The sequence below is a fragment of the Parasphingorhabdus sp. genome, from assembly GCF_048267785.1.
GTDB lineage: Bacteria > Pseudomonadota > Alphaproteobacteria > Sphingomonadales > Sphingomonadaceae > Parasphingorhabdus.
Genome location: NZ_JBLWWU010000021.1, coordinates 54,983 through 69,162, shown reverse-complemented (window position 1 = coordinate 69,162; position 14,180 = coordinate 54,983). Strand labels below are relative to the sequence as shown.

General features: G+C 56.8%; 11 protein-coding genes. 2 read left to right on the top strand and 9 right to left on the bottom strand.

Annotated features, from left to right (window positions below):
• The 5 genes from guaA to ACN0VD_RS15115 all read right to left on the bottom strand — a co-directional run.
• A partial coding sequence (guaA, locus tag ACN0VD_RS15135) for a glutamine-hydrolyzing GMP synthase (protein WP_417595732.1) occupies nt 1–1,530 on the bottom strand: 1,530 nt, incomplete at its 3' end.
• Nucleotides 1,531–1,605: 75 nt separating this feature from the next.
• Entirely contained in the window at nt 1,606–2,304 is a 699-nt protein-coding gene (locus tag ACN0VD_RS15130; RefSeq protein ID WP_417595730.1) for a ZIP family metal transporter, read from the bottom strand.
• Between the two features lie 209 nt (nt 2,305–2,513).
• Nucleotides 2,514–4,076 carry a class I adenylate-forming enzyme family protein gene (locus ACN0VD_RS15125; RefSeq protein ID WP_417595736.1) on the bottom strand — a complete coding sequence of 521 codons (1,563 nt, stop codon included), beginning with the start codon at nt 4,074–4,076 and terminating at the stop codon, nt 2,514–2,516.
• A gap of 275 nt (nt 4,077–4,351) precedes the next feature.
• Nucleotides 4,352–4,843 carry a hypothetical protein gene (locus ACN0VD_RS15120; protein WP_417595728.1) on the bottom strand — a complete coding sequence of 164 codons (492 nt, stop codon included), beginning with the start codon at nt 4,841–4,843 and terminating at the stop codon, nt 4,352–4,354.
• Nucleotides 4,844–5,028: 185 nt separating this feature from the next.
• Entirely contained in the window at nt 5,029–5,430 is a 402-nt protein-coding gene (locus tag ACN0VD_RS15115; protein ID WP_417595726.1) for a PaaI family thioesterase, read from the bottom strand.
• Nucleotides 5,431–5,708: 278 nt separating this feature from the next.
• Here ACN0VD_RS15115 and gyrB point away from each other — a divergent pair, with 278 nt between their 5' ends.
• On the top strand, nt 5,709–8,225 hold the full coding sequence (gyrB, locus tag ACN0VD_RS15110) for a DNA topoisomerase (ATP-hydrolyzing) subunit B (protein WP_417595724.1): 2,517 nt from the start codon (nt 5,709–5,711) through the stop codon (nt 8,223–8,225).
• Nucleotides 8,226–8,279: 54 nt separating this feature from the next.
• Here gyrB and ACN0VD_RS15105 read toward each other — a convergent pair whose 3' ends face one another.
• Nucleotides 8,280–9,071, bottom strand: coding sequence for an SDR family oxidoreductase (locus ACN0VD_RS15105; RefSeq protein WP_417595722.1), 792 nt, complete (start codon nt 9,069–9,071; stop codon nt 8,280–8,282).
• A gap of 147 nt (nt 9,072–9,218) precedes the next feature.
• The gene (locus tag ACN0VD_RS15100) at nt 9,219–11,681 is read right to left on the bottom strand and encodes a TonB-dependent receptor (RefSeq protein ID WP_417595720.1); all 2,463 of its coding nucleotides are present in this window, start codon (nt 11,679–11,681) and stop codon (nt 9,219–9,221) included.
• 146 nt (nt 11,682–11,827) lie between these two features.
• Here ACN0VD_RS15100 and ACN0VD_RS15095 point away from each other — a divergent pair, with 146 nt between their 5' ends.
• Nucleotides 11,828–12,718: an SDR family oxidoreductase gene (locus tag ACN0VD_RS15095; RefSeq protein ID WP_417595718.1), complete on the top strand. Its 891-nt coding sequence runs from the start codon at nt 11,828–11,830 to the stop codon at nt 12,716–12,718.
• 32 nt (nt 12,719–12,750) lie between these two features.
• On the opposite strand, the gene ACN0VD_RS15090 is transcribed toward ACN0VD_RS15095, so the two are convergent.
• Both ACN0VD_RS15090 and ACN0VD_RS15085 read right to left on the bottom strand, forming a co-directional pair.
• Nucleotides 12,751–13,143, bottom strand: a complete 393-nt coding sequence (locus ACN0VD_RS15090; protein ID WP_417595716.1) for a limonene-1,2-epoxide hydrolase family protein — start codon at nt 13,141–13,143, stop codon at nt 12,751–12,753.
• Nucleotides 13,144–13,156: 13 nt separating this feature from the next.
• Nucleotides 13,157–14,179: an NADP-dependent oxidoreductase gene (locus ACN0VD_RS15085; RefSeq protein WP_417595714.1), complete on the bottom strand. Its 1,023-nt coding sequence runs from the start codon at nt 14,177–14,179 to the stop codon at nt 13,157–13,159.
• Nucleotide 14,180 lies beyond the last annotated feature (1 nt).

The window sequence follows — 14,180 nt, the reverse complement described above, 5'->3', positions numbered from 1 at the left end:
GCTGGTATAATCATAAACCACTCGGTTGATCCCCTTCACCTCGTTGACGATCCGCGTTGATACGCGGGTCAGGAAGCTGGCGTCGAAGGGGTAGACGTCGGCGGTCATGCCGTCGGTGCTGGTCACGGCGCGCAGGCCGCAAACATTATCATACGTGCGGCTGTCGCCCATCACGCCGACGGTTTTCACCGGCAGCAATACGGCAAAGGCCTGCCAGATCGCGTCATATAGTCCGGCGTTGCGGATTTCCTCGAGATAGATGGCGTCCGCCTTGCGCAAGATATCGCAGCGGGTCTTGGTCACTTCGCCGGGAATGCGGATCGCAAGACCCGGTCCGGGGAACGGGTGGCGACCGACAAAGATTTCCGGCAGGCCCAGTTCGCGACCCAGTTCGCGGACCTCGTCCTTGAACAGTTCCCGAAGCGGCTCGACCAGCTTCATGTTCATGCGTTCCGGCAAGCCGCCGACATTATGGTGCGACTTGATGGTGACGCTCGGCCCGCCGGTGAACGAGACGCTCTCGATCACATCGGGATAAAGCGTGCCCTGCGCCAGAAAATCGGCGCCGCCGACCGCCTTGGCCTCTGCCTCGAACACATCGATGAAGGTCGCGCCGATAAATTTGCGTTTCTTTTCCGGATCGGTGACGCCGGCAAGACCACCGAGGAAGAGTTCCTCGACATTCTTGTGGACCAGCGGGATATTATAATGGCCCTTGAACAGGCTCACCACCTGATCCGCCTCGCCCATCCGCATCAGTCCGTGATCGACGAAGACGCAGGTCAGCTGATCGCCGATCGCCTCGTGAATCAACACCGCCGCCACCGCGCTGTCGACCCCGCCCGAGAGACCGCAGATGACTTTTCCGTCCCCGACCTGTTCGCGAATTTCCTTGATCTTGGCGGCCTTGAACTCGGCCATCGTCCAGTCGCCGAGGCAACCGCAGACATGGCGGACGAAATTGGCAATCATCCGGCCACCATCGGGCGTGTGTACAACCTCCGGGTGGAACTGCGTGCCATAATAGCGCCGCTCGTCATCGGCGATCAGCGCAAAGGGCGCGCCTTCGGTGGTCGCGACAATCCGGAAACCTGGCGCGAATTCGGTGACCTTGTCGCCGTGGCTCATCCACACCTGATGCTTTTCGCCGACTTTCCACAGGCCATCGAACAAAACGCATTCTTCGGATATTTCAATAAAGGCCCGGCCAAATTCGCCACTTTCACCCGATTCCACCGCGCCGCCCAACTGATGCGTCATGACCTGCTGGCCATAGCAGATGCCGAGGATCGGCACGCCGCTTTCAAAAATCACATCCGGCGCGCGGGGGCTGCCTTCTTCGGGCACACCAGCGGGCGATCCCGAGAGGATCACGCCCTTGGGTTTCAGCCGGTGAAAGGCCTCCTCCGCGCTGTTGAACGGGGCAATCTCGGAATAGACTCCCGCCTCGCGCACCCGGCGGGCGATAAGCTGCGTGACCTGAGAGCCGAAATCGACGATCAGGATGGTTTCTTCATGGGCTATGGACATGGCTTAGCCGCTTAGTGGGCCGCCCCATTCGAGTCCAGTGCCTTTGTCTCCTGTCGCAGTAAAATCCGGCACGCCTCAGGCCGCGGCAAGCTCGCCGAGAAAGACCGCCAGGATCACACCGATCGCGGTCGCAACGCCGGCCATATGCTGGTCTTCCTTATAGGCCTTGGGGAAAACCTCGGTCGCGAGCGAGGCCACCACGGCGCCGGCGGCAAAACAGCGGGTCGCGGCCAGCACGTGCGGGGATACATTCTCCAGCGCGAAATTTCCTATAATGGCTGCGGCGGACAGGATCAGCGCCGTCAGTGCCCAAAGGCCGAGCGTCTTGCCTCTGGACAGTCCGTTGCCGACCATCTGCTTGGCGCCGCCAGCGGCTTCGGGCAGATTGGACAGCAGGATCGATCCGGCCAGCGCCGCCACTTCAATCGGTGCTGCCCCGATCAGCGCCACGCCGAGCGCCAGATTTTCCGGCACGCCGTCCAGCGTGATCGCCGCCAGCAGACCGCCGCCGCCTTCCGCGCCCCATTTTTCGTCGATCCAGTAATCGACGACGGAAAAAGCCGTCGCGCCTGCCGCCACCGCGCCGAGCCCGACCCAGAGATTGCTTTGCTCGACCGCCGGCTGGATCAGCTCGCTGACCAGCGAGACGATCAGCGCGCCCCCGGCGAGCGCAATGATAAAGCCTTCGGTCTTGCTCGATATTTTCCCGTACACACCCCAGAGAGCGCCCGCGATCAGAGCGGCTGACACCACCGCCACGACAAGAAAGGTCATCAACATTTCGGGATAACGCCCCTCCTCAAACTAGGTTGCCTCCACCAAATACCGACAGTGCCCCTGCGAAGGCAGGGGCCCATCTCCAGAACTCCCGCCCTCAGAGACAGGTTATTTTCAGCGCTCCGGCCGCGGCATTGCGCCAACAAAAACCATTCCGTCCAAACGCAACATCGGGAGATGGACCCCCGCCTGCGCGGGGGCACAATTCATCCCTCGACCATATCCCGCAGCTCTGTCTTCAAAATCTTGCCGATATGGCTGCGCGGCAGTTCGTCGATCAGGCGCAGTTCGGAGAGCCGCTGGGTCTTGCCGAGATTCGCATTGGTCGCGGCCTTCAGCGCCTCCAGATCCAGCGTCACACCGGCATCCGCCACGACGAAGCCGACCGGCGTCTCGCCCCATTGCCGCGAGGCCACACCGATCACGGCCGCATCGGCGACACCCGGCTGCGCCATCAGCGCTTCTTCCAGATCGCGCGGATAGATGTTGAAGCCGCCCGAGATGATCATATCCTTGGTCCGGCCCATCAGCGTGATGAAACCATCCTCGTCGACCTTGCCGATATCGCCCATCCGCTGCCAGCGATCGCCATTTTCGTCATACCAGCTGGCTTCCTCGGTCTTCTCCGGCTGGTTCTTGTAGCCCGACATCATCGTCTGCGACCGTCCGACCAGCTCGCCCATTTCGCCCGCCGGAAGCCGGTTGAGCTGCTCGTCGACGGTAATCACCTCGCTGCCGCCCCAGGCAATCCCAACCGTGTGCAATTTGTCCGGATGCTCGTGGCACAGCAACAGACAGACCACGCCGCCCTCGGTCATCGAATAAATCTCGATCAACCCGCCAGGCATGCGCTTGAGCACTTCGGCTTTCAGCTCCGCAGAGAAAGGCGCGCTGGTGCAATATTTATGGGTCATGGCGCTCAAATCAAAATCGTCAAAGCCTTCGAAATCCATCAGCCGCTGATATTGGACCGGCACCAGCATCGTATGACTGGCGCGATGCTCCTGCGCCAGTTCCAGCCAGCGCTGGCAATCGAACTTGCCCATCAAAACAATCGTCCCGCCATAGGCAATGGTCGGCGTGAACAGCGCCAGCGTCGTGTTCGAATAGAGCGGCGTCGACAGCAATGTGACCTGACCGGGCTGACCATAGCCGGTCCCCTCGCCCACCGCCGCATGATACCAGCGCATCTGGCGGCTGTGGACAATGCCCTTGGGCGTGCCGGTGGTGCCGCTGGAATAGATGATATTATAGGGGTCACTCGGGCCGGCACCGAGATCGGCGGGCGTCGCGCCCTCGCTTGCCATCCAGTCGGACATCACCGGCGCATCGTCTACGGCCTGATCAAGCATCACATGTTTGAGCGGCGGCAAAGCCTCTCCACTCTCCAGCAACTCGGCCCGCTTGGCGCTATCAATGAACAGATGCATCGCGCCGCTGTCCGCCATCATGTTCGCCAGCTGCGTCGGCGTCGCCGAAGTGGTCAGCGGCGCCGCACAGCCGCCCGCAACAATCGCGCCGAGATAGGCAAGCGCATAGCGCACCGTGGTGGTCCCGAGAATTGCAACCGCCTGCCCCTTTTGCAGCCCGTCCGCCTGCAATTGCGCCGCAATCCGGTTAACCTGCGCCGCGGTCTCCGCCCAGCTGAGCTTCTCCACGCTGTCATCCAGCGCGATCCGGTCGGGCTGGTTGACCGCATGGGCGTTGATCAGATCGGCGAGCTGGCCAAAGGGCTGCTCGAGATAGCGGGCGGGGTCTATATGTTTCATCAAGCGATTAATTCCGCATATCGGCTTGAGATGCAATTGCTTTCCGCGCGATTTGTGCTTTTGAACAGTAGGACAAGATTTTCACGCGAAGACGCGAAGGCGCTATGGGCGATGGTTATCGACGATACAGCGGAGGCCGAGCTTGAAGGTCGGCGCGCCGACCTTCAACGGTGTGGTCAGATCACCGTCATTGCGAGGAGCGCAGCGACGCGGCAATCCAGAGCAACTTACCCAATCACCAACCTCTTAGCGCTTTAACGTCCTCACGTGATAGACTAACCTGCCACCAGCACCACATAAGTGCTCTCGACCCAGCCACTCTTGCACGGGCCGTCATAATTGCGCTTGGCGCGCACCGGAGAGGAGACACCGCAGTCGACTGGTGTGCTGTTCGCCGGATCGGACGGCTTGTCATAGACGATGCCGAACCATTGCTGGTCGATGCTGCGGGTGCAGATATGGACGATCTGGCCGGGGGAAAGACTGTCAATTTTTTCGGCGGCGTCAAAGGGCGCGCTGAGCACCGGCAGCGATCCGCTGACATGGCGACCGACTTCGCCGACCGATTGACAGGCATCGAAGCGGGGACCGCCTTCACCGATACGCACGGGCTTGGCGGTCGGTCCGGTCTCGGTCCGTTCAGTCCGGCCGGTCGGATTTTCCGAATAGTCGCTGCTTTCGGCCAGATCATCGCTGACCTTGGTGGATTCGGAGCAGGCTGTGGCGGCCAGACATAAAAGGAATGCGGTGAGCAGGGTTCTGTTCATGGCAGTGGTTTAGCGCAAAAGCGGGGCCTTTGGGAAGCTGCGAATAAATTGAGGCAGGAAGTGTCGCGGGGCCGCGCCGGTCGCAGCCCTATTTGCTTGGCGTTCGTGCTGAGCCTGTCGAAGCACCTGCGCGATCCACAGCGTCCTTCGACAAGCTCAGGACGAACGGATATTATAGCAAACCCTCACAGCACGATCTGCGTCTGCGTCACCACCGCCACCAATGTCCCGTCTTCCAGCGTGATCCTGGTCTGCCAGACCGATTGGCGGCGGCCGACCTTGAACGGCGTCGCCTCGCCATAGACGATGGAGCCCTCGGGTGCCGCATTGAGAAAATTGGTCTTGCTTTCCGATGTTGTGGTGCCGTTCGATCCCTCTGGCAGATTGACAAAGCCGCCGAATGCACCGAGCACATCGGCGAAGGTCATCACCGCGCCGCCGTGGATGCTGGGACTGCCGCGCCCGTTGCCAGCGGTACACAAGTCGGGCCGCACCAGCATTTCGCCACATATCTTGTCCTTGTCCATCGTCGTGATGGTGATTCCCATGGCCTTGGCAAAGGGGATGATTTCGGCTGGATTGGTCATGAATTGGTTCCTTTTTGGACTTCATTGTTCGGAAAAACGCTATTAATCGTCCTGTTTTGCACGAAGGCGTGACGGTACAAAGGGCTTTTCGCGGCAGACTCAAAAGCCTTTATCTGCCCCCGGTTTTTTGCCCCTATTCATTTTGATAATCACGGCTTGGTGGTAATATTTTTCGTACAATCGGAAACCAATATAACCGATTGATTTTAAATGGTTTTAATATCAAAAAATCCGACATTTTCCTTGGGTTTGTCAGCTCCAGCGGCTATGGTCGCGGCATGAGTGACATTAGCAATAGCGATAAGCCGGAAGATGCTTCCAAATCTTCCAATCAAAACGAATATGGCGCGGATTCCATCAAGGTTCTCAAGGGCCTGGATGCGGTTCGCAAGCGGCCTGGCATGTATATCGGCGACACCGATGACGGCAGCGGCCTGCATCATATGGTGTTCGAGGTTTCGGACAATGCGATCGACGAGGCCCTTGCCGGTCATTGCGACCTGATTCTGATCACCCTCAATGCCGACGGCAGCGTCTCGGTCGAGGATAATGGCCGCGGTATTCCGGTTGGTATGCACAAGGAAGAGGGCGTCTCTGCGGCCGAAGTCATCATGACCCAGTTGCACGCCGGCGGCAAGTTCGAGAACACCTCCGACGACAATGCCTATAAGGTTTCCGGCGGCCTCCACGGGGTTGGCGTCTCAGTGGTCAACGCCCTGTCGGAATGGCTGGAACTGGACATCTGGCGCGACGGCAAGGCGCATAATATGCGCTTTGAGTTTGGCGATGCCGTGCGCTCACTGGAAGTGACCGGCGACGCCCCCGTTGCGGACAATGAAACCGGATTTAAAAAGGGCACGAAAGTCACATTTTTCCCTTCTCCCGCGACCTTCAAAATCACCCAATTTGACTTCGAGAAGCTGGAACACCGCTATCGCGAGCTCGCTTTCCTGAACAGCGGCGTGCACATTCTTCTGCGCGACGAGCGGCACGAGGAAGCGAAGGAAATCGACCTGTTTTATGAAGGTGGCATCGCCGCTTTTGTGAAATTTCTCGACCGCAACAAGACTGCGCTGGTGCCCGAGCCAATCGCCATTCACGGCGACCGCGACGATGTCATCATCGACGTCGCGCTGGAGTGGAACGACAGCTATTATGAAAATGTCCTCTGCTTCACCAACAATATCCCGCAGCGCGACGGCGGCACCCATCTGGCGGCCTTCCGCTCGGCGCTAACCCGGACGCTGAACAATTATGCCGAAAGCTCGGGCGCGCTGAAAAAAGAGAAGGTCAAACTGACCGGCGACGACATGCGCGAAGGCCTGTCGGCGATCGTATCGGTCAAACTGCCCGATCCGAAATTCAGCTCGCAGACCAAGGACAAGCTGGTTTCCTCCGAAGTGCGCCAGCCGCTGGAGAGCCTGATGGCGGACAAGCTGGCCGAATGGCTTGAGGAAAATCCGCAAAATGCCGCGATGGTGATCCAGAAAGTGATCGACGCCGCCGCTGCCCGCGAAGCCGCGAAAAAGGCGCGCGAACTGACCCGGCGCAAAGGCGCGATGGACATTGCTTCGCTACCCGGAAAGCTCGCCGATTGCCGCGAGAAAGACGCGAGCAAATGCGAGCTGTTCCTGGTGGAAGGGGACTCCGCTGGTGGCTCGGCCAAACAGGGTCGCGACAGCATGTATCAGGCGATTCTGCCGCTGAAGGGCAAGATCCTCAACGTCGAACGCGCCCGCTTTGACCGGATGCTGTCCTCCAAGGAAGTCGGCACGCTAATCCAGGCAATGGGAACCGGCATTGGCCGCGACGATTTCAATCTGGAAAAGCTGCGCTATCACAAGATCGTGATCATGACTGATGCTGACGTCGACGGCGCGCATATCCGCACCTTGCTGTTGACCTTCTTCTATCGCCAGATGCCGGAGATAATCACAAACGGTCATCTCTATATCGCACAGCCACCGCTATATAAGGTCGGTAAGGGCAAGAGCGAAGTCTATCTCAAGGACGACAATGCGCTTGACCAATATCTGGTCGATGCCGGGTTGAACGGCATGGTCCTGCAAACCGGCGAAGGGGCGCGGAGTGGTGAAGACCTGCGCGGTCTGATCGAACATGCCCGGAGGATGCGCAGCCTGATGGCTTATGTGCCCCGGCGCTATGACAGCACTATTGTCGAGGGCATGGCGTTGACCGGCGCTCTCAATCCCGATCACGGGCAGGCAGGACGTCAGGCCGCCGTCGATGCAACAGCCGCATGGATGGACAAGGTGGACGAGGAAGGTCGCTGGTCCGGTCAGGTTTCGGAAGAAGGCGGCTATCTGTTCCAGCGCTTCTGGCGCGGGGTCACTGATCACCATATCATCGAAGCCAAATTTCTGGAAAGCGCGGAAGCCCGCAAACTCCATAGCCTCGCCTCCGAAGAAAGCACGACCTATAACAGCGGCAGCCGGCTGGTGAAATCGGCTGTGGGCAACACGGACTCCGGAGATGATGATGGCATCGATTCCGATGGCACGCTGATTACCCGCCCCTCCGAATTGCTCGATACCGTCATGGCGGCAGGCCGCAAGGGCCTCGCGATTTCCCGCTACAAGGGCCTCGGCGAGATGAACGCGGAGCAGCTTTGGGAAACGACGCTCGATCCCGAAGTGCGTTCGCTGCTGCAGGTAACGGTCGAACAGGCCGACGTGACCGATGACATCTTCACCAAATTAATGGGCGAAGTCGTGGAACCCAGGCGCGAGTTCATCGTCGACAATGCTCTGAACGTTGCCAATCTCGACGTTTAATCGATCATAAGATGCGAAGGATGGTCCTAATGACCAACCTTCGCATGATCTTGCTCAGGACGCGGCAGCGACAGCACCCATCATCAGCTCCTGATCCTTGCGGGTCGGATTACCACGCAGGCACAGACCGCCATTTACCTGCAGATTTTCTCCGGTCATAAAACATTCGTCGCTGGCGAGAAAGACCGCCGCCGCAGCGATATCCTCGCTGGTGCCGATCCGTCCGAGCGGATAGCGCGCCTCAAATGACTCCACCAGTCCCGGCACCTGATCAACCCCTGCGGTCATTGGCGTACGGGTCAAACCAGGCGAAATGCTGTTCGCCCGAATGCCCCTTTCACCAAATTCATGGGCGACGCATCGTATGATATGGTCGGTCGCCGCCTTCGTTCCCATATAGGCAGCATGATCGTTGAGCATGATCGTTGCGGTCGCAGAACTGATTTGAATGATCGATCCGCCGTCATCCATTGCCTTGATCATCTCCTGATAGAATTGGAACGGCCCGACCAGCTGCAGAGCCGACATCACTTCGAGTTCTTCCTTGGTGTTTTCCAGGAAAGGTTTGAGAAAACCCAGACCTGTCGCATTGATCGCGATATTGACGCCGCCCATCTGATTCTTCGCTGATTCCGCCAGCGCTTTGATATCCGCTTCATTGGTAAGGTCGCAGAGGGCGTAATGACCGCCAATTTCCTTAGCAAAGCGTTTCAGCTCTTCTTCCTTGCGGCCCGCAACAAGAACATCGGCGCCTTCATCGCGCATGCGCTTGGCGATGACCTGCCCCATATTGTCTTTCCCCGCAGCACCGAGAATTACGGCCTTTTTTCCTTCGAGACGTCCCATAAAATCCGCTCCTTCTATAGATTTCCCGTGTCTTCTAACTTTTTACCGCTGACCGATGCCACTCTCACAATGGCTATCGCGGTTCGGCCAAAAGAAAAGGCCGGGACAGCATGCTGTCCCGGCCAGTCCAGATCAACGGGAGGTTGATCAGAATTTAAATGCAGCTTCGACAAAGACCTGACGACCACGGTTTTGTGTCCAGACTTCATCATCACCTACGCCTGGTTCGAGGAACGGACGACCAGCGCTGGTGTTGACCCAGATTTTGTCGGTCAAGTTGACACCGATCAGCGACAATTTCCATTTGCCATCCGGGTCACCGACCGAAATCGAACCATCAATCGATACATAGCTGTCCTGTTTATGATCGTTGGCGGAATCTTCGTTGGTGAAATAGGATCCGCTATATTGCAGGTTGCCGTTCAGACCCAGTTCCAGTGCATTACCCATGGGTACGGTCCAGTCAAATGCCGCATTGCCCGCGAATTTTGGCGCGCGTGCTGCAGACCGACCATTGATGTCTTCACCCGATGTCGTGACAAAGGGAGCGGTAAATTCTGCATCCGTATAGGCGAGCGAACCGGACAGGTTCAGCCCCTCAATCGGCGTGCGCCATCCCCATTCAACATCAATACCCTGCGTGGTAAGCTGGCTGGCGTTAAAGGTCTGGAACTGAACCGCTGCGGCATCGAAATTCTGAACCTGAAGATCATCAAATACATAATAGAAAAGCGAAGTATTCAGCGTGACAGTACGATCCGCAAATTGTGTCTTAACACCGACTTCACCACCCAATCCCGTCTCGGATTCAAATTTCAGCGCGTCTGCAACTCCCTGGCGGACAGCTGGATCCGGATCGTTAAATCCAAGTAGGCTGTTGGATGGCAACGCACTGTTGTCAATACCACCTGATTTAAAGCCGGTCTTGAAAGACGCATAGACGTTGATATCGGGCGTCGCCTGATATTTAATCGATGCTTCAGGCGAGAAATTAGAGTCCGAAAATTCAATCGGGCCCGAGAAGAAGCCGCTGCTAATAAAGGCCGGCGTCGCAGACAGGAACGAATGGACGTAAGGAACGCTGATTCTCGAAACCTTGTTTTCATCGGTCCACCGCACACCTCCGGAAAATTGCAGCTGATCAGTCAAATCCAGGGTGGCACTGGCGAAAAACGATAGCGCTTCGGTTTTGGTATTCTGTTTTTTATACCAGTCATAGGTAAAGCCAGTGACCGGATCGGCCCCGAGAAAAGAAATATTCACACCCTGTTGCGAGGTGTTGAAGTCGATATCGCGATTTTCGTAAAATGCACCGACCATGAAATTGAACATGCCGTCAAAGTCACTGGTAACGCGCAATTCCTGAGTAAATTGCTCGGTCTTGTTTACAGGATCACTACAACCTGCGTTGCCCGGTACACCGGGCGCAAGCTGACCTGTATAGGCATAACAGTCGGTATCGACTGCATCCAGATTGAGATAGCCGGATACAGAAGACAATGTCAGCGTATCACTCAGATCAAGGTCCCACTTCAATCGGCCAAAGAAAATATCCGTCTTGCCAAATGGCGTTCCGTTTTCAAACTTTGTGTTGTCGCCGCCCGAGCCGGTAGGCACGTTACTGACCAATGCTGCTGCACCGTCTGACATGCCATAAAGACCGTCAGTGGCATTACAATTCGCGTTGGATGGAATAACCACGGCACCGGACAACAGGTAAACGGGATCGGCGACGCCATTTGCGCCACAGCTTATGTCGGTGTGGGAATCGGCCCCATCGCTTCTGTTGCTGACGTAATTCAGTTTCAAATTTGCGTTGAAATTATCAGAAGGATCCCATTGCAGGGTTACACGACCGACAAAATTGCTCAGGCCCCGGCTGTCTCTGATACTGCCATCAGGATTGAACGCCGGTGTACCGGGTTGGACCTTCACATAATCTTCAATATCCTGATATTGTCCTGCTACGCGAATGCCGAGCGTATCGGAGATCGGGCCGGAAATATGACCACCGATAGTGTAGCCATTTTCCTCAAATTCATAAGACGCCTTGCCAGCCATTTCCCAATCCCGCGTCGGATTGGCGGAACGAATGGCAAAAACACCAGCGGAAGCACTTTTACCAAAGAACAGCGATTGTGGGCCTTTGAGAATATCGATCTGCTCCACGTCAAAAAAGCCGGCCTGGACGATCCGCATCGTGCTGACCTGAACACCATCGAAATCAAAGGCCACGGCAGAGTCAAATGATGCGGAAATATTGGATGATCCGACACCCCTCAAGCTGATCTGCCCTCCCGAACCGGAACCACCGACCTGAACATTGAGAGCGGGAACGCGACTAACCACATCGGCAATTTCATTGACCTGAAATTTATCCAGCGTATCGCCGCCAATTGCGGTCACGGTTACTGGCACTTCTTGCAAGGATTCGGTCTGCTTTCGTGCAACAACCGTGATGACCTGACTTTCATCCAGTTCATCCGCTTCCTGTGCCGAAGCCGGAGCGGCCAGACCCGCGAAGGCCAATGTTGTAACGGAGCCCAATAATAGGGATTTGACCGTCTTGCTTGCCAAGCCGGATTTGTTTCGCGACGAATATGTGGTCATTGCTGTCTCCCAAATTTGTCCGGTATCTTTGCACCGAACCCAGTCATAAAAATATGGCGGTTTTCCATCGCCTTTCCGATGTTCGGGTCTTAAGCGGGAGTTCCGGCTGGCTCTGCTAGCCAATTTGATAGCAAATATGGAAAAGCGTGTTCTTTACGCAACATTTGCTCGTTTTCCGGGAGAAATCGGATTCAGTCCCTAACGAAAATGGGGATGGTGCGAAGCCGGAACGCAATGCCTATGAAGATGTAATCATCAAGCATGGGAGAGAAATAATGGGCCGCCTCAGTGGAAAAATTGCCATCGTGACCGGAGCGGGTTCCGGTCTCGGAAAAGCGATCAGCGAGTCATTTGCTGCAGAAGGTGCCCGGGTCGTGCTGACCGATATCGATTTGGACGCCGTCACAACAGTTGCGGATGCGATCGGTGCCAACGCCGTCGCCCTGCAGCAAGATGTGGTCGACGAACAACGCTGGGATAAAATATTCGAGGCGACAATTGATACGTTCGGGACGCCGCATATCCTGGTCAACAATGCCGGCCTGGTAATACCCGCAACAATAGAAGATTGCACACTTGACCTGTTCCGCAAGCAAACTTCAATCATGCTCGACGGCGTTTTTATGGGCTGCCGCAGCGCCGTCAAAGCAATGAAAAGCAATGACCAGCCAAGTTCGATTATCAATCTCAGTTCGATGGCGGCGTTGCAGGGCTATTCTCCCTTTGTTGCCTATAGCGCCGCAAAAGGCGGAGTGCGGTCGATGACCAAATCGGTGGCGTTACATTGCAAGGAACAAAATTATCCAATCCGCTGCAACAGCCTTCACCCGGCGGGTATAGATACTCCCATGGTGCGACAGGAATCGGTCGGCGCAGATGGTGACGCAACACCGAAAACGGGGATGATACCGCTCGGAGACCTGGGGCATCCCAATGATGTGGCGGCCCTATGTGTATATCTGGCGAGCGATGAATCGCGTTTCATGACCGCGGGCGAATATCCGGTTGATAATGGCGCGCTCTACAAACCCGCCTGATTCAGGCCTGTTTGATCTGGGCCAGGCGCATCTCAGGACGCAGCGCCGCTGATCGCGGAGGCCATCTGGTTCTGGAATTCGGCAAGATCGAAATAGTCCCGCCATTTCGCGATCTTGCCATCAAGCATTTCAAACGTGCCCATCACGCGGATCGCAATCCACTGCCCGTTGATCCGGAACTTGTCGGTACGCTCGGTCAGCACCGTATCACCCTCGGCGACTATATGGTGCACGATCCATTCCGCTCCGTCGGAACCCATGCCGGATCCGTCAAAAAATGCTTTGACCGCATCGATGCCGACACAGGGCTCCATCGGGATATTATGGTAGAAAATATCGTCCGCCATGGCAGCATAGATCGCATCATAATCCAGCCGGTTCCATGCATCGATGAAGTCCAGAACCTGTTGCTTGCTGTCAGACATTCCGGTTCCCCCTTTATTCCGAAGGCGAAATATCAAGGATCATCTTGCCCTGATTGCCACCAGAGAAAAGCTTCATGAAAGCCGCGTAGCTATTCTCGATTCCCTTATCGATATCCTCATCATGCTTGATCTTGCCCTCGGCGAGCCATTGCCCCATTTCGGCGATGCCTTCGGCAAAGCGCGGCGGATAATCGCGAACCAGAAACCCTTTGATCGTTGCTTGCCGCGAGATCAGATACCAGAGATTGCGGATTCCGACCGGTTCCGGGCTGTTATATTCGCTGATCAATCCGCATAATACGACGCGGCCATATTCATTGATCGCGGTAATCCCTGCGTCGAGAATCTCGCCACCGACATTTTCCCAGATGATATCGACGCCGTCGGGCGCCGCTTCAGCGATTTCTTTTTCAAGGTCCGCCTGGCTCTTGCCGCGATAGTCAATCGCTGCATCAAAGCCATAGTCATTGATCAGCCGGGCGCATTTTTCGGCACCGCCAGCGATACCGACAACCCTGCAACCCTTGATCTTGCCAATCTGGCCGACCAGCGAACCAACTGCGCCAGCAGCGCCCGTCACCAGCAAGGTATCGCCGGCCTTGGGCTGGCCATCGTCGATCATACCGAAATAGGCCGTCATCCCGACCGCGCCCAGCACCGACAAGAAATTGGTCGGCGACGGGACCAGCGAAGCATCCACCGGCGATGTGAAACCGCCAGCTTCCACGACCGAATATTCTTCCATCGCACCGAGACCGACAACCCATTGTCCAACCGGGAAGTCAGGGTTTCTGGATTCTGCGACCCGGCCAACCGTACTGGCTGTAACCGCCGCGCCCAACGCGATGGGTGGCATATAGCTTTCGGCATCGCTCATCCAACCACGCTGGGCCGGGTCAAGCGAGATATAGTGATTGCGCACCAGAAAGGCGCCCTCGGGAATTTCCGGTACATCTTCTTCGACCAGCGCAAAATCGCTTTCCTTGGGTTCGCCAACCGGTCGGCTGACGAGCGTGAATTTGCGGTTCGTGGTCATA